The organism is Pseudomonas bubulae (assembly GCF_037023725.1).
Classification (GTDB): domain Bacteria; phylum Pseudomonadota; class Gammaproteobacteria; order Pseudomonadales; family Pseudomonadaceae; genus Aquipseudomonas; species Aquipseudomonas bubulae.
In genome coordinates this window covers 1,157,809-1,173,419 of the sequence record NZ_CP146077.1, presented here as the reverse complement: position 1 = coordinate 1,173,419, position 15,611 = coordinate 1,157,809, and the positions used below count along the sequence as shown (strand labels likewise).

At 57.2% G+C, this 15,611-nt stretch carries 14 protein-coding genes; 11 read left to right on the top strand and 3 right to left on the bottom strand.

The window, feature by feature from the left end; all coding sequences use genetic code 11:
• Positions 1 to 13 precede the first annotated feature (13 nt).
• The 7 genes from apaG (at position 14) to V6L81_RS05395 (ending at position 8,076) form a co-directional block, all read left to right on the top strand.
• Positions 14 to 394, top strand: coding sequence for a Co2+/Mg2+ efflux protein ApaG (gene apaG, locus V6L81_RS05425; protein ID WP_094999935.1), 381 nt, complete (start codon positions 14 to 16; stop codon positions 392 to 394).
• Complete coding sequence (locus tag V6L81_RS05420; RefSeq protein WP_094999934.1) at positions 394 to 1,311, top strand: symmetrical bis(5'-nucleosyl)-tetraphosphatase; 918 nt, start codon at positions 394 to 396, stop codon at positions 1,309 to 1,311. The genes apaG and V6L81_RS05420 overlap by 1 nt, the downstream gene beginning before the upstream one ends.
• Positions 1,308 to 1,637, top strand: coding sequence for a thiosulfate sulfurtransferase GlpE (gene glpE, locus V6L81_RS05415; RefSeq protein ID WP_094999933.1), 330 nt, complete (start codon positions 1,308 to 1,310; stop codon positions 1,635 to 1,637). The genes V6L81_RS05420 and glpE overlap by 4 nt, the downstream gene beginning before the upstream one ends.
• 299 nt (positions 1,638 to 1,936) lie before the next feature.
• Entirely contained in the window at positions 1,937 to 3,859 is a 1,923-nt protein-coding gene (locus tag V6L81_RS05410) for a PrkA family serine protein kinase (protein WP_016782433.1), read from the top strand.
• Positions 3,860 to 3,960: 101 nt separating this feature from the next.
• Complete coding sequence (locus V6L81_RS05405; protein WP_094999932.1) at positions 3,961 to 5,235, top strand: YeaH/YhbH family protein; 1,275 nt, start codon at positions 3,961 to 3,963, stop codon at positions 5,233 to 5,235.
• Positions 5,232 to 6,794: a SpoVR family protein gene (locus tag V6L81_RS05400; RefSeq protein WP_094999931.1), complete on the top strand. Its 1,563-nt coding sequence runs from the start codon at positions 5,232 to 5,234 to the stop codon at positions 6,792 to 6,794. Before V6L81_RS05405 ends, V6L81_RS05400 begins: the two co-directional genes overlap by 4 nt.
• Positions 6,795 to 6,852: 58 nt before the next feature.
• Positions 6,853 to 8,076 carry a multifunctional CCA addition/repair protein gene (locus V6L81_RS05395; protein ID WP_094999930.1) on the top strand — a complete coding sequence of 408 codons (1,224 nt, stop codon included), beginning with the start codon at positions 6,853 to 6,855 and terminating at the stop codon, positions 8,074 to 8,076.
• Between the two features lie 131 nt (positions 8,077 to 8,207).
• Here V6L81_RS05395 and folK read toward each other — a convergent pair whose 3' ends face one another.
• Both folK and folB read right to left on the bottom strand, forming a co-directional pair.
• On the bottom strand, positions 8,208 to 8,732 hold the full coding sequence (folK, locus tag V6L81_RS05390) for a 2-amino-4-hydroxy-6-hydroxymethyldihydropteridine diphosphokinase (RefSeq protein WP_095019497.1): 525 nt from the start codon (positions 8,730 to 8,732) through the stop codon (positions 8,208 to 8,210).
• The gene (gene folB / locus V6L81_RS05385) at positions 8,723 to 9,076 is read right to left on the bottom strand and encodes a dihydroneopterin aldolase (protein WP_094999928.1); all 354 of its coding nucleotides are present in this window, start codon (positions 9,074 to 9,076) and stop codon (positions 8,723 to 8,725) included. The genes folK and folB overlap by 10 nt, the downstream gene beginning before the upstream one ends.
• 74 nt (positions 9,077 to 9,150) lie before the next feature.
• On the opposite strand from folB, the gene plsY reads away from it, so the two are divergent.
• Positions 9,151 to 9,720 carry a glycerol-3-phosphate 1-O-acyltransferase PlsY gene (plsY, locus tag V6L81_RS05380; RefSeq protein ID WP_094999927.1) on the top strand — a complete coding sequence of 190 codons (570 nt, stop codon included), beginning with the start codon at positions 9,151 to 9,153 and terminating at the stop codon, positions 9,718 to 9,720.
• Positions 9,721 to 9,764: 44 nt separating this feature from the next.
• Here the strand turns inward: plsY and tsaD are convergent, their stop codons facing one another.
• Entirely contained in the window at positions 9,765 to 10,790 is a 1,026-nt protein-coding gene (gene tsaD / locus V6L81_RS05375; RefSeq protein WP_094999926.1) for a tRNA (adenosine(37)-N6)-threonylcarbamoyltransferase complex transferase subunit TsaD, read from the bottom strand.
• A gap of 198 nt (positions 10,791 to 10,988) precedes the next feature.
• Here tsaD and rpsU point away from each other — a divergent pair, with 198 nt between their 5' ends.
• The 3 genes from rpsU to rpoD all read left to right on the top strand — a co-directional run bounded on the left by rpsU (position 10,989) and on the right by rpoD (position 15,546).
• A complete protein-coding gene (gene rpsU, locus V6L81_RS05370) occupies positions 10,989 to 11,204 on the top strand; it encodes a 30S ribosomal protein S21 (protein ID WP_002551877.1) in 216 nt (71 codons plus the stop codon).
• Positions 11,205 to 11,675: 471 nt separating this feature from the next.
• Positions 11,676 to 13,631, top strand: a complete 1,956-nt coding sequence (dnaG, locus tag V6L81_RS05365; protein WP_095019496.1) for a DNA primase — start codon at positions 11,676 to 11,678, stop codon at positions 13,629 to 13,631.
• A 67-nt stretch (positions 13,632 to 13,698) separates the two neighbouring features.
• Complete coding sequence (rpoD, locus tag V6L81_RS05360; protein ID WP_094999924.1) at positions 13,699 to 15,546, top strand: RNA polymerase sigma factor RpoD; 1,848 nt, start codon at positions 13,699 to 13,701, stop codon at positions 15,544 to 15,546.
• Positions 15,547 to 15,611 lie beyond the last annotated feature (65 nt).

Genomic DNA, 15,611 nt, shown 5'->3' with positions numbered 1-15,611 from the left:
TAAGGCCTCTCGCATGCACGATCCCCGCTATCTGGTCGACGTCAGCGTCGTCACACGTTACCTGCCAGAACAATCACAGCCCGAGCATCAGCGCTTTGCCTTTGCGTACACCATCACGGTACGCAACAACGGTTCAATACCTGCCAAGCTGTTGTCACGGCACTGGGTAATCACCGACGGCGATGGTCATGTAGAAGAAGTCCGTGGCGCCGGTGTTGTAGGACTGCAACCCAAGATTGATCCCGGCAGCGAGCACACCTACAGCAGTGGGTCGGTCATCACAACCAAAGTCGGCACCATGCAGGGCAGCTACCTGATGCATGCCGATGACGGTCATGAGTTCAAAGCCATTATTGCGCCCTTTCGCCTGGCGGTACCCGGAGCCCTGCACTGATGGCGGTGTATGCCGTTGGCGACTTGCAAGGCTGCCTGAAACCGCTCAAGCGCCTGCTCGAACGCGTGGCCTTCGACCCCACCAAAGACAAGCTCTGGCTGGTGGGCGACCTGGTCAACCGCGGTCCCGAATCACTGGAAACCCTGCGCTTTCTGTATCGCATGCGCGAGTCGCTGGTGTGTGTACTGGGCAACCATGACCTGCACCTGCTGGCCGTGGGGCGCAATATCGAACGCCTGAAAAAAGGCGACACTTTGCGCGAAATTCTCCAGGCCCCCGATTGCGATGAGTTGTTGAACTGGCTGCGTCAGCAACCGCTGCTGCATTACGATGCCGAGCGTGAGGTTGCACTGGTGCATGCCGGAATACCGCCCCAGTGGACGCTGAAAAAAGCCCTCAAATGCGCCAGCGAAGTCGAACAGGCGCTGCGCGATGACAACCTTGTCGGCCCCTATCTCGACGGCATGTACGGCAACGACCCGGCCAAATGGGATAACGGACTGACCGGCGTTACCCGGTTGCGGGTTATTACCAACTATTTCACCCGTATGCGGTTCTGCACCCGGGACGGCAAGCTCGACCTGAAAAGCAAAGAAGGCGTAGGTACTGCACCGCCCGGCTTCGCTCCATGGTTCAGCTACAAAGAACGCAAAACCCAAGGCCTCAAGATCATCTTCGGGCATTGGGCAGCACTGGAGGGCAACTGCAAGGAACCCGGCATCTTCGCACTCGATACCGGCTGTGTCTGGGGCGGCGCCATGACCCTGCTCAATGTCGACACCGGCCAACGCCTGCTCTGCGATTGCGACGATCCGACACTTGCCGTACCCGGCATTGCCCCACACTCCGCACCAACTTCCCAACCCTTGGGCGCCAGCCAGCCGCGCCCGCTTTCAGGCCACAGGAATTTCCCATGACCGAATTCAAACGCATCCCGCCAGAACAGGCTCAGGCCCTGCGCGAACAAGGCGCCGTAGTCGTCGACGTGCGTGACCCGCAAGCTTTTGCCGCCAATCACATCAGCGGTTCAAAACATCTGGACAACCACTCGCTGCACGATTTCATCGCCAACGCCGACCTCGACGCCCCTCTGATCGTGGCCTGCTACCACGGCAACTCCAGCCAGAGCGCTGCGGCGTATCTTGTCGGCCAGGGCTTTAGCGAGGTCTACAGCCTGGATGGCGGCTTCGAGTTGTGGCGTACCACTTACCCGGACGAAACCGCCCAAAGCCCGGGCGAATAATATTTTTATCAGCCCCAGCCCCCGTGATCAGAGGGCTTGGGGCCTGCCTGACCAACGGTCTAAGGCAACAATTCACGCATCTGACCTTGACCTCCCGTATTACCAACTATCCTTTACCTCAGGCCATCCAAATCTGGGGAGAGCCGGTACACCGGCGAATGGATCATCGGTAGTAACTTCAAGGGGTTAGCCACCTTGATGGTGTCCTGGGGGGTACACAGCAGCTGAAATGCTGCTGCATGCCAGCACTCGAACTGACCGATCTATCGCCGACTCCACGTATCGAGCGAGGTGACGTCATGAGTATTTTTAGCCACTTCCAACAACGCTTCGAGTCCACACGCCAGGAAGAGCTTACGCTCCAGGAATATCTTGAGCTGTGCAAACAGGACAAAAGCACTTACGCCTCAGCCGCGGAACGGCTACTGCTGGCCATTGGCGAGCCGGAACTGCTGGACACCTCAACCGACTCCCGGCTGTCGAGGATTTTCTCCAACAAGGTGATTCGCCGCTACCCGGCCTTTGAAGACTTCCACGGAATGGAAGAATGCATCGACCAGATAGTTTCCTACTTCCGCCATGCCGCACAGGGCCTGGAAGAGAAAAAACAAATCCTTTACCTGCTGGGCCCGGTAGGGGGCGGCAAGTCATCCCTTGCCGAAAAGCTCAAACAGTTGATTGAAAAAGTCCCCTTCTATGCAATCAAGGGCTCACCGGTTTTCGAGTCGCCTTTGGGCCTGTTCAACGCCACCGAAGATGGCGCGATCCTAGAAGAAGACTTCGGCATTCCCAAACGCTACCTGAGCACCATCATGTCGCCGTGGGCCACCAAGCGCCTTGCCGAGTTTGGCGGTGATATCAGCCAGTTCCGCGTAGTAAAACTGTACCCGTCGATCCTCAACCAGATCGGTGTAGCCAAAACCGAGCCCGGTGACGAAAACAACCAGGACATTTCGGCCCTTGTAGGTAAGGTCGATATCCGCAAACTGGAAGAATTCCCGCAGAACGATGCCGACGCCTACAGCTACTCGGGCGCTCTGTGCCGGTCCAACCAGGGCCTGATGGAGTTCGTCGAGATGTTCAAGGCACCCATCAAGGTGCTGCACCCACTGCTGACGGCCACCCAGGAAGGTAACTACAACAGTACCGAAGGCTTGGGCGCGATTCCGTTTACCGGCATCCTGCTTGCCCACTCCAACGAATCGGAATGGCATACCTTCCGCAACAACAAGAACAACGAAGCGTTTATCGACCGGATCTACATCGTCAAAGTACCGTACTGCCTGCGTGTCAGTGACGAAGTGAAAATCTACGACAAACTGCTGTTCAACAGCTCACTGGCCAAAGCCCATTGCGCACCCGACACCCTGAAGATGCTGGCCCAGTTCACCGTACTGTCGCGCCTCAAAGAACCGGAAAACTCCAACATCTATTCCAAGATGCGGGTTTATGACGGCGAGAACCTCAAGGACACCGACCCGAAAGCCAAGTCCATCCAGGAGTACCGTGACAACGCGGGTGTGGACGAAGGCATGAATGGCCTGTCGACCCGTTTTGCGTTCAAGATCCTGTCCAAGGTATTCAACTTCGACCCCCACGAAATTGCCGCCAACCCGGTGCACCTGCTTTATGTGCTCGAACAGCAGATCGAACAGGAACAATTCCAGGCCGAAACCCGCGAGCGCTACCTGCGTTTCCTCAAGGAATACCTGGCGCCGCGCTACATCGAATTTATCGGCAAGGAAATCCAGACCGCTTACCTGGAGTCCTACAGCGAATACGGGCAAAACATCTTCGACCGTTATGTGCTCTACGCCGACTTCTGGATTCAGGACCAGGAATACCGGGATCCGGAAACCGGCGAAATCCTCAACCGCGTGGCCCTCAACGAAGAGTTGGAAAAAATCGAGAAACCGGCCGGCATCAGCAATCCGAAAGATTTCCGCAACGAAATCGTCAACTTCGTACTGCGTGCCCGGGCGAACAACAACGGTAAGAATCCAACCTGGCTCAGTTACGAGAAACTGCGGGTGGTGATCGAGAAAAAAATGTTCTCCAACACCGAAGACCTGCTGCCGGTTATCAGTTTCAACGCCAAGGCAAGCAAAGAGGACCAGCAAAAACACAACGACTTTGTTACTCGAATGGTCGAACGTGGCTATACCGACAAACAAGTGCGGCTGCTCTCCGAGTGGTACCTGCGGGTCCGCAAGTCGCAGTGAGGCAGTTGTAAGCCTCAAGCCTCAAGCTGCAGGAAAAGGCATGGGTAAATGCCTGGACTTGCAGCTTGCAGCTCACAACTTGAAGCTGCCCGGAGGGCCTAATGAGCTATGTGATCGACCGACGCCTCAATGGCAAGAACAAGAGCACGGTTAACCGTCAGCGTTTTCTGCGTCGCTACCGTGACCACATTAAAAAGGCCGTAGAAGAGGCCGTGGGCCGCCGCTCCATTACGGATATGGAACATGGCGAGCAAATCAGCATCCCTGGCCGCGATATCGATGAGCCGGTGATGCATCACGGGCGTGGTGGCAAGCAAACCGTGGTTCACCCCGGCAACAAAGAGTTTACCAGCGGCGAACATATCCCCCGGCCCCAAGGTGGATCGGGAGGTGGCGGCGGCCCTGGCAAAGCGGGGAATTCCGGCGAAGGCATGGACGAATTCGTGTTCCAGATCACTCAGGAAGAGTTCCTCGAATTCATGTTCGAAGACCTCGAACTGCCCAATCTGGTCAAACGCAACCTGACCGGCACCGACACGTTCAAAACCGTACGTGCCGGTATCAGCAACGAGGGCAACCCGTCTCGTATCAACATCATTCGTACCTTGCGCTCAGCTCACGCTCGACGCATCGCGCTGTCCGGCAGCAGCCGGGCGAAACTGCGGGAAGCCAAGGCCGAACTGGAGCGATTAAAACGCGAGGAGCCCGATAACTTCGGCGATATCAAGACCATCGAGGCCGAAATCGAGAAACTCAGCGCCCGCATTCATCGCGTGCCATTTCTCGACACCTTTGACCTCAAGTACAACCTGTTGATCAAACAGCCCAACCCCAGCTCCAAAGCCGTCATGTTCTGCCTCATGGACGTTTCAGGCTCCATGACCCAAGCCACCAAAGACATTGCCAAACGCTTTTTCATCCTTCTGTACCTGTTCCTGAAGCGTAACTACGACAAGATTGACGTAGTGTTTATTCGCCATCACACCAGCGCACGAGAGGTGGACGAAGAGGAGTTTTTCTATTCCCGGGAAACCGGCGGCACTATCGTCTCCAGCGCACTCAAACTGATGCAGGAGATCATGGCCGAACGCTACCCCACCAACGAATGGAACATCTACGCAGCCCAAGCCTCTGACGGAGACAACTGGAACGACGACTCACCCATCTGCCGCGACATTCTGATCAACCAGATCATGCCATTTGTGCAGTACTACACTTATGTAGAGATCACCCCGCGCGAACACCAGGCGCTCTGGTATGAGTACGAACGCATCAGCGAGGCGTTTTCCGACACCTTCGCTCAACAGCAACTGGTCTCGGCCGGCGATATTTATCCGGTCTTCCGTGAACTCTTCCAGCGCAGGTTAGTGACATGACCGCCAAAGAGAATAAGCGCCAACCCATCTCCACCGGCTCAGAGTGGACCTTTGACCTGATCCAGGCGTATGACCGCGAAATCGGCCGCCTGGCTGGCCGCTATGCGCTGGACACTTACCCTAACCAGATCGAAGTCATCACCGCCGAACAAATGATGGATGCCTACGCATCAGTGGGCATGCCGCTGGGTTATCACCACTGGTCCTATGGCAAACACTTCCTTAGTACTGAAAAATCCTACACTCGGGGCCAGATGGGTCTGGCCTACGAAATCGTTATCAACTCAGACCCCTGCATTGCCTATCTGATGGAAGAAAACACCATCTGCATGCAGGCACTGGTAGTAGCCCACGCCTGCTATGGCCACAACAGCTTCTTCAAGGGCAACTACCTGTTCCGCACCTGGACTGACGCCAGTTCGATCATCGATTACCTGGTATTCGCCAAGCAATACATCATGCAATGTGAGGAACGCCACGGCATCGATGCGGTGGAAGACCTGCTCGATTCCTGCCATGCCTTGATGAACTACGGTGTGGACCGCTACAAAAGGCCTGACCCGATCTCTGCCGAGGAGGAGCGCCGTCGACAAAAGGAACGCGAAGAGCACCTGCAAAAACAGATCAACGACCTGTGGCGCACCATCCCCAAAAGCGCAGACAAGCTCAGCGAGAAGGACAACGCCCGTTTCCCCGAAGAGCCTCAGGAAAACATCCTCTACTTCCTGGAAAAACACGCCCCGCTGCTGGAGCCCTGGCAGCGCGAAGTTGTACGTATCGTGCGCAAAATAGCCCAGTACTTTTATCCGCAGCGGCAAACACAAGTGATGAACGAGGGGTGGGCGACTTTCTGGCATTACACCTTGATGAACGACCTGTACGACGAAGGCCTGGTGACCGAGGGCTTTATGATGGAGTTCCTCATTTCCCACACCAGCGTGGTGTTCCAGCCTGGCTTTGACAGCCCTTACTACAGCGGTATCAACCCCTACGCGCTTGGGTTTGCGATGTATTGCGATATCCGGCGCATATGCGAACACCCGACCGAGGAGGATCGTTACTGGTTCCCGGATCTTGCGGGCAGCGACTGGCTGTCGAGCATCAAATTCGCCATGAGCAGCTTCAAGGACGAGAGTTTTATCCTGCAATACCTCTCACCCAAAGTGATCCGTGACCTGAAGCTGTTCAGCATCATGGACGACGATCAAAAAGACGACCTGCTGGTGCCAGCCATCCACGACGAAAATGGCTACCGCATCATTCGCGAAACCCTGGCCGCGCAATACAACCTGGGCAATCGCGAACCCAATATCCAGATCTGGAGCATCGACCGCCGGGGCGACCGTTCACTGACCCTGCGTCACCAGCAACATGACCGCAAACCCCTGGGCGACTCCACCGAAGAAGTTCTCAAGCACTTGCACCGCTTGTGGGGCTTCGACATCCACCTGGAAACACTGCAAGGCGACCAGGTCATGAAGGTCCACCATGTCCCGCCAAAAGGCGACCACGGTGAGATTGACCGCGGTCGCCTGGATATGGGAGCCATTCACCTGTAAAGCAGGCCTCCGTTAGCACGGCACACGCGCTATCCTGTCGCGCTAACGGAGGTTTTTTATGAAGATCTATAAAGTTGGCGGCGCAGTGCGCGATCGCCTGCTGGGCAAGCCTGTCACCGATATTGACTGGGTGGTGGTGGGCGCAACAGCCGAACAAATGCAGGCCTTGGGCTATCGCCCTGTTGGTTCTGACTTCCCGGTATTTCTTCACCCCAAGACGGGTGACGAATATGCACTGGCCCGCACCGAACGCAAAAGCGGGCATGGTTATGGGGGCTTTGTTTTTCACGCCAGCCCCGACGTCACCCTCGAAGAAGACCTGATCCGTCGCGACCTGACCATCAATGCGATGGCAGAGGACGAGGCTGGCAACGTAACCGACCCTTACCATGGCCAGCGCGACCTTGAAGCCCGCATTTTGCGCCACGTTTCCCCCGCATTCGCCGAAGATCCCCTAAGAGTACTGCGCGTAGCCCGATTCGCTGCGCGCTACGCCAGCCTGGGCTTCAGCATCGCTCCCGAGACTCTGGAGCTGATGCGCCAACTGTCCCGGTCCGGCGAACTGCAAGCCTTGACCCCGGAACGCTGCTGGAAGGAAATTTCCCGCGCCCTGATGGAAGATCAGCCTCAGGTTTTTATCGAAGTGCTGCGCAGCTGCGACGCTCTTGAAGTACTGCTACCCGAAGTGAACGCCCTGTTCGGCGTCCCTCAGCCCCCCGCCCATCACCCGGAAATCGACAGTGGTGTACATACCCTCAGCGTGCTGGAGCAATCGGCGCTGCACAAGCAACCGCTGACGGTTCGCTGGGCTTGTTTACTGCACGATCTGGGCAAGGGGCTTACGCCAGAGAAAGACTGGCCAAGGCATATTGCCCACGAACACAAGGGACTGCGCCTGATCAAGGCGGTCAATGAACGCTATAAGGTGCCGAGGGACTGTCAGGAGCTGGCATTGCTGGTAGGCGAATACCACACCCACGGCCATCGCGCCCTTGAGCTCAAGGCTTCGACGCTACTGGAATTGCTGCAGCGCTTCGACGTATACCGTCGGCCACAGCGGTTCGAGGAGTTTATCGTAGCGTGCGAGATGGACGCCAAAGGCCGCCTGGGCCTGGAAGACCGACCCTACCCGCAGGCCGACTACCTGCGCGGCGCGGCGCGGGCCGCCCTTTCGGTAGCGGTGCAGCCGTTACTGGAGCAGGGTTACAAGGGCCCCGAACTGGGCGAAGCACTCAAGCGCGAACGGCTCAAGGCACTACAAGCTTACAAGGATGCGGCGTAGTGCAAACCTTGTGGGAGCGGGCTTGCTCGTGATTAGGGCACCACGGTCTTACACTCAGACCGCATCGACGCCATCGCGAGCAAGCCCGCTCCCACAAAAAAGCAGCAACCTGCAGCCCATTCAATCGACTCTCAGCCCGCCAGCATCTCCAGCGGCGTCAAGGACTCCCCCCGCCACTCGAAGGCTGCAGGCGCAAGCACCTGCTCGATCTGCGCCTCGGCCCAAATCTGCGCAAGCGTCTTGCCCACACCGGGATGAACTTTGTCTGGGGCAATCAAAGACAGCGGCCACAACACAAAAGCGTTCTTGAGGATTTCGGCACGGGGCAAGGTCAAACCGTCAAAGTTGCCCACCAGATCGCCAAAGAACAACACGTCGATATCCAGCGGCAAACCTTTGCGATCTTGAGCGTAACGCCCGTTATCAGCTTCGATCAGCTTCAAACGACGACTTAACTCAACCAGTGGAAAATCGGTTTTTGCCGACACCACGAGGTTGAAAAACGGCCCGCTCTTGATACCCACCGGCTGGCTTTCAAACACCGCCGAACAGCGCATCTCCTGCAAGAATCCGCTCAGCGCTTCCAGCCCTGCCAGCAAGTGCTTTTCACGCTCGACATTACTGCCCAGCCCGAGATAAACCTGAGTTAGCGACATCCGCGCTCAATCTCCACGCCCACCCCAGTGGCCGCCGCAACTGCGCCGGGCTTGGTCAGCTTGAGGTGCAGCCAGGGGATAGTGAACTCACTCATCAACACTTCGGCCAGTCGCTCTGCAAAGGTCTCCACCAGCTGGAATTGAGCCTGCTCGGCGAACGCCTGAATTCGCGACGAAACGCTCGCATAATCCAGCGCCAACGTCAGATCATCGCCAGCCGCAGCTGGACGGTTATCCCACGCAAAACTCAGATCAAGGCGCAGACACTGACGGATGCCACGTTCCCAGTCATAAGCACCGATTACGGTGTCAACTTCCAGGCCTTCGATAAACACTCTGTCCAAGCACTCTTCTCCGCAGCACGACAAGGGCGCAAAGCGCCGTTAGAATCAGGGCGTCCTCGCCCGGAATAGTTAGCATGTTTTGGTTACTGGCGATCCTCGCCTACCTGCTCGGCTCTCTGTCCTTTGCCATTTTGCTCAGCCGCCTGACGGGAACCCCCGACCCGCGAATGAGTGGCTCCGGCAATGCCGGCGCAACCAACATGTTGCGTCTGGCCGGCAAAAAACTTGCCGTCCTGACCTTGCTCGGTGACCTGTGCAAGGGGCTTTTGCCCGTCCTGCTGGCCAACCAACTGGATCTCTCGCTCCAGGACCAGGCCTGGATCGGCGGCTGCGCCGTTGTAGGTCACATGTACCCTGCCTACTTCCGCTTTCGCGGCGGCAAGGGTGTCGCCACGGCGGCCGGCATGCTGCTGGGACTGTATCCCCCTGCTGCACTGTTGGCAGTCGCCGCATGGCTGCTGACCTTCCAGCTGACCCGTACCAGCTCACTGGCGGCGTTGATCGCCACTCCCCTGACCCTGCCATTGCTGGCCTGGCAAGAGCCTGCCGCGCTACTGCCAATGAGCGCCTTGACGGCGCTGATTGTATGGCGCCATCGCGGCAATTTACGCGACCTGATGGCCGGGCGCGAACGGCATTTCTGAATCTTGCCCGTGAAAAATCTTCACGCCGGCTCCAGCCCCCATTCTCACAGGGGCTGCAGTTGCTCCATCGGCCAGCGTGCCTGCACGCTGATCGCCAATGATTCGTGCTGACCGGCCTGCAAGCGCTGACAACCCGCAAACGCAATCATCGCGCCATTATCCGTACAAAATTCCGGACGGGCGTAATACACATTGCCCTTCATCTCACCGAGCATTTTCTCAAGGGAAACGCGCAGCGCCTTGTTGGCACTCACCCCGCCTGCAATCACCAGGCGCTTCATGCCTGCATGCTTCAAGGCACGCTTGCACTTGATGGTCAGCGTTTCAACCACGGCCTGCTGGAACGCCAGGGAGATATCGCAACGGGTCTGCTCAGTGTCGTCGCCCTCTGCCACACAACGCTGCCAGGTGTTCAGGGCAAACGTCTTGAGGCCGCTGAAGCTGAATTGCAGGCCCGGACGGTCTGTCATGGGCCTGGGGAAGACAAAGCGTCCTGCAACGCCCTGGGCGGCCAACCGCGCGATCTCAGGGCCACCCGGGTAGTTAAGCCCCATCATCTTCGCGGTCTTGTCGAACGCTTCACCCGCGGCGTCATCCAGTGTCTCGCCCAGCAACTCGTATTGGCCGATGCCATCAACGCGAACCAGCTGCGTATGACCGCCCGAGACCAACAAAGCGACGAACGGAAATTCCGGAGGTTGCTCTTCCAGCATAGGGGCCAGTAAATGGCCTTCCATGTGATGCACGCCAAGGGCCGGAATGCCCCAGGCAAACGCCAGCGCCTGGGCGCAAGAAGCCCCAACCAGCAGGGCTCCAACCAATCCCGGGCCCGCCGTATAGGCAATTGCGTCGATCTCGGTAGGCACACAGTCGGCCTCGGCCAGCACCTGACGAATCAACGGCAGCATTCGCTTGACGTGATCTCTGGAAGCCAGCTCCGGTACCACACCGCCATAGGCGCGGTGAAGGTCGATCTGGCTGAACAGTGCATCGGCCAAAAGCCCGCGTTCACTGTCGTATAGCGCGACGCCGGTTTCGTCGCAGGAGGTTTCTAATCCCAGTACTAGCATGGGTTTACGCCTTGTAGAGGCTAAATTCGAAGGCGCGCATAATAGTCGCCACTCCCGCCCCCGGCCAGCGGTTTTCGATCAGAGGCTTTGCATTCCGGGCGATGAGGGGTTAACATCCGCAACCCTTAAAAACCGACGTCTTCCAACGCGATTTTGCCTTGAGACGTTGACCCCGGTAATGAATGAAGGTAGCTCTGGATGCCAGCCGTCAAAGTAAAAGAGAACGAACCCTTCGACGTAGCTCTGCGTCGTTTCAAGCGCTCCTGCGAAAAAGCCGGTGTTCTGGCTGAAGTTCGCAGCCGCGAATTTTACGAGAAGCCGACTTCTGAGCGTAAGCGTAAAGCAGCAGCTGCTGTTAAGCGTCACGCGAAGAAAGTTCAGCGCGAGCAGCGCCGCGCCGTTCGTCTGTACTAATACACAGACGTTCGTTGCACGCTTCTGCCAAGCCCGGCCTAAAGCCGGGCCGTAGGCAGTTGTTGCAAGTTACATGCTTTATCGTCAAGGCCGCAGATGCGACCGCGACAAGCGTTACAACACGTCAGACCTGGCCTAATAGCCAGCGGTGCACGTCTTTACTGACGAGCCTTCCAAGGCTACCGACGAGCACACCTCTCTGATTATCCTTAAAGACGATCAGCCCAAGGCACCTCTCCAGTGCCTGCTTATGAGCTATCCGAGACCAGCCATTGGTCAGTGCCGGACTCAGAGCGTGACATTTATCGATCCCGTCGACTCTGATTAATATGAGTAGAGCGGATTTCGACAGATACACTTCCCCGAGATAATTGAGCAGACGCCCCACGATCGAGCAGAGCTTTTGCCTGCACGCACGATGACCAAGCTCTTTATTCGGACCCAATTCTGCGCAGTGATGACGAGAACGCCATGGCCGGGTTAATCCCCCAGAGCTTTATTGACGACCTTCTGAACCGTACCGATATCGTCGATGTCGTCAGCTCGCGCGTGCAAATGAAGAAAGCTGGCAAGAACTACACCGCCTGCTGCCCCTTCCACAAAGAAAAAACCCCGTCGTTCAGCGTCAGCCCGGACAAGCAGTTCTATTACTGCTTTGGCTGCGGCGCTGGCGGTAACGCCCTCGGCTTCATCATGGATCATGACAACCTGGACTTCCCCCAGGCTGTCGAAGAACTGGCCAAAGCTGCCGGGATGGAAATCCCACGGGAAGAAAGCGGCCGGGCGCACAAACCTCGGCAACCGACTGACTCCCCGCTATACCCGCTTCTTACTGCAGCTGCTGACTTTTATCGCCAGGCCTTGAAAAGCCATCCGGCACGAAAAGCAGCGGTGGACTACCTGAAAGGCCGAGGCCTGACCGGCGAAATCGCTCGCGACTTCGGCTTGGGCTTTGCGCCACCAGGCTGGGACAACCTCTACAAACACCTGAGCAGTGACACGCTGCAACAAAAAGCCATGATCGACGCTGGCCTGCTGGTCGAAAACGCCGAGACCGGCAAGCGTTACGACCGCTTTCGCGACCGGGTAATGTTTCCGATCCGCGACAGCCGTGGCCGCATCATCGCTTTTGGTGGCCGGGTGCTCGGCGACGACAAGCCCAAATACCTGAACTCCCCGGAAACCCCGGTCTTTCACAAAGGCCAGGAACTGTACGGGCTGTTCGAAGCACGCAAGTTCAATCGCAGCCTCGACGAAATCATCGTGGTTGAAGGCTATATGGACGTCATTGCCCTGGCCCAGCAAGGCCTGCGCAATGCTGTCGCGACACTGGGCACCGCTACCAGCGAAGAGCACATGAAGCGCCTGTTTCGCGTGGTGCCCAGCGTGCTGTTCTGTTTTGACGGCGACCAGGCCGGCCGCAATGCGGCATGGCGCGCACTTGAAGCCACGCTGCCCTGCCTGCAGGACGGGCGCCGCGCACGCTTCCTGTTTTTGCCCGAAGGTGAAGACCCGGACACCCTGGTGCGCTCTGAAGGCACCGATGCCTTCAAGGCCCGTATCAACCAGCATGCCCAGCCGCTGGCAGACTACTTCTTCCAGCAATTGACCGAAGAAGCCGACCCTCGCTCGCTCGAAGGCAAGGCCCATATGGCCACGCTGGCAGCACCGCTGATCGACAAAGTCCCGGGCGCCAACCTGCGGACCCTGATGCGTCAGCGCCTGAGCGAAATAACCGGCCTTACCAGCGAAACCGTCAGCCAGCTGGCACAAAATACGCCCGCAAAAATCCAGGCACAGCCAACCTATGACCCGGGCATTGATTACGATGCAATGCCCGACTACAGCGACTTCCAGCAACCGGACATGTACATCCCCCAACAGGAATGGACCCCGAAAAAGACCGGCGCTGGCGGCAAAAAGTGGGAAAACAAACCCTGGGACAAAAAAGGCAAGCGCGGCGGCGAACGCGAGCAGGCCTGGATCCCGGTAGGTGTTGAACCCCCGACCCTGACAGCCCTGCGCACCCTGCTGCATCACCCGCAACTGGCCAAAAAAGTTGAGGACGCCGGGCACTTTGCTGCAGAAGACCAGACTAATAATCAACTACTGATTGCTCTGGTCGAGGCTGTACAGAAAAATCCTAAGCTAAGCTCTATTCAGCTACTGTCCCGCTGGCACGGCACTGAACAGGGCCGTTTGCTGCAAAGACTGCTGGAAAAGGAATGGCTAATTGATGCCGATAACCTTGAACAACAGTTTTTCGACACCATAACTAGCCTGTCAGCTCGCCAACGCGAGCGAAATCTAGAGCAACTTCTTCGAAAAGCACGTCAAGGCGAGCTAAGTAGCGAGGAAAAAAATCAGTTACGCGACCTTTTAAGTCGCAATAATCCTGCATCAAACCCGACCTCAACTGGCGCGTGAGGTCATAGCTAAGGTATAATCCTCGGCTTGTTTTTTGCCCGCCAAGACCTTCAGTGGATAGGGTGTTATGTCCGGAAAAGCGCAACAGCAGTCTCGTATCAAAGAGTTGATCACCCTCGGCCGTGAGCAGAAGTATCTGACTTACGCAGAGGTCAACGACCACCTGCCCGAAGATATTTCAGATCCGGAGCAAGTGGAAGACATCATCCGCATGATTAATGACATGGGGATCCCCGTACACGAGAGTGCTCCGGATGCGGACGCCCTTATGTTGGCCGATGCCGACACCGACGAAGCAGCAGCTGAAGAAGCGGCTGCAGCGTTGGCGGCAGTAGAGACCGACATTGGTCGTACTACCGACCCTGTGCGCATGTATATGCGTGAAATGGGCACGGTAGAACTGCTGACACGTGAAGGCGAAATCGAAATCGCCAAGCGTATCGAAGAAGGCATCCGTGAAGTGATGGGCGCAATCGCGCACTTCCCTGGCACGGTTGACCATATTCTCTCCGAGTACACTCGCGTCACCACCGAAGGTGGCCGCCTGTCCGACGTTCTGAGCGGTTATATCGACCCGGACGACGGTATTGCGCCGCCCGCAGCCGAAGTACCTCCTCCTGTCGACACCAAGGTGAAAGCCGAAGGTGATGACGAAGAGGACGACAAGGAAGATTCCGGCGAAGACGAGGAAGAGGTCGAAAGCGGCCCTGATCCGATCATCGCGGCCCAGCGCTTTGGCGCTGTTTCCGATCAGATGGAAATCGCTCGCAAGGCCCTGAAAAAGCACGGTCGCGGCAGCAAGCAGGCAATTGCCGAGCTGGTTGCACTGGCTGAGCTGTTCATGCCGATCAAACTGGTTCCGAAGCAATTCGAAGGCCTGGTTGAGCGTGTTCGCAGCGCCCTGGAGCGTCTGCGTGCACAAGAGCGCGCAATCATGCAGCTGTGTGTACGTGATGCACGCATGCCGCGCACCGATTTCCTGCGCCTGTTCCCGGGCAACGAAGTCGACGAAAGCTGGAGCGATGCGCTGGCCAAAGGCAAAAGCAAATATGCTGAAGCCATTGGTCGCCTGCAACCGGACATCATCCGTTGCCAGCAAAAGCTCTCTGCTCTGGAAGCAGAAACCGGCTTGAAGATTGCCGAGATCAAGGACATCAACCGTCGCATGTCGATCGGCGAGGCCAAGGCCCGCCGCGCGAAGAAAGAAATGGTTGAAGCCAACTTGCGTCTGGTGATCTCCATCGCCAAGAAGTACACCAACCGTGGCCTGCAGTTCCTCGATCTGATCCAGGAAGGCAACATCGGCTTGATGAAAGCGGTAGACAAGTTTGAATACCGCCGCGGCTACAAATTCTCGACTTATGCCACCTGGTGGATCCGTCAGGCGATCACTCGCTCGATCGCCGACCAGGCCCGCACCATCCGTATTCCGGTGCACATGATCGAGACGATCAACAAGCTCAACCGTATTTCCCGTCAGATGTTGCAGGAAATGGGCCGTGAACCGACCCCGGAAGAGCTGGGCGAACGCATGGAAATGCCTGAGGATAAAATCCGCAAGGTATTGAAGATCGCTAAAGAGCCGATCTCCATGGAAACCCCGATCGGTGATGACGAAGACTCCCATCTGGGTGACTTCATCGAAGACTCGACCATGCAGTCGCCAATCGATGTTGCTACCGTTGAGAGCCTTAAAGAAGCGACACGCGACGTACTCGGCGGCCTCACAGCCCGTGAAGCCAAGGTACTGCGCATGCGTTTCGGTATCGACATGAATACCGACCACACCCTTGAGGAGGTTGGTAAACAGTTCGACGTGACCCGTGAGCGGATTCGTCAGATCGAAGCCAAGGCGCTGCGCAAGCTGCGCCACCCGACGAGAAGCGAGCATTTGCGCTCCTTCCTCGACGAGTGACAACAAAACCCCCGGCCCTGCCGGGGGTTTTGCTTTACAGCTAAAAACCTCCTGCCCCCTCGCCT

Excerpts from the sequence above, each read along its gene's own strand:
- rpsU (WP_002551877.1), top strand. The coding sequence starts at position 10,989 with ATGCCAGCCGTCAAAGTAAAAGAGAACGAACCCTTCGACGTAGCTCTG.
- glpE (WP_094999933.1), top strand. The coding sequence starts at position 1,308 with ATGACCGAATTCAAACGCATCCCGCCAGAACAGGCTCAGGCCCTGCGC.
- V6L81_RS05395 (WP_094999930.1), top strand. The coding sequence starts at position 6,853 with ATGAAGATCTATAAAGTTGGCGGCGCAGTGCGCGATCGCCTGCTGGGC.
- folK (WP_095019497.1), bottom strand. The coding sequence starts at position 8,732 with ATGTCGCTAACTCAGGTTTATCTCGGGCTGGGCAGTAATGTCGAGCGT.
- dnaG (WP_095019496.1), top strand. The coding sequence starts at position 11,676 with ATGGCCGGGTTAATCCCCCAGAGCTTTATTGACGACCTTCTGAACCGT.
- apaG (WP_094999935.1), top strand. The coding sequence starts at position 14 with ATGCACGATCCCCGCTATCTGGTCGACGTCAGCGTCGTCACACGTTAC.
- V6L81_RS05410 (WP_016782433.1), top strand. The coding sequence starts at position 1,937 with ATGAGTATTTTTAGCCACTTCCAACAACGCTTCGAGTCCACACGCCAG.
- V6L81_RS05400 (WP_094999931.1), top strand. The coding sequence starts at position 5,232 with ATGACCGCCAAAGAGAATAAGCGCCAACCCATCTCCACCGGCTCAGAG.
- V6L81_RS05405 (WP_094999932.1), top strand. The coding sequence starts at position 3,961 with ATGAGCTATGTGATCGACCGACGCCTCAATGGCAAGAACAAGAGCACG.
- rpoD (WP_094999924.1), top strand. The coding sequence starts at position 13,699 with ATGTCCGGAAAAGCGCAACAGCAGTCTCGTATCAAAGAGTTGATCACC.
- V6L81_RS05420 (WP_094999934.1), top strand. The coding sequence starts at position 394 with ATGGCGGTGTATGCCGTTGGCGACTTGCAAGGCTGCCTGAAACCGCTC.
- plsY (WP_094999927.1), top strand. The coding sequence starts at position 9,151 with ATGTTTTGGTTACTGGCGATCCTCGCCTACCTGCTCGGCTCTCTGTCC.
- tsaD (WP_094999926.1), bottom strand. The coding sequence starts at position 10,790 with ATGCTAGTACTGGGATTAGAAACCTCCTGCGACGAAACCGGCGTCGCG.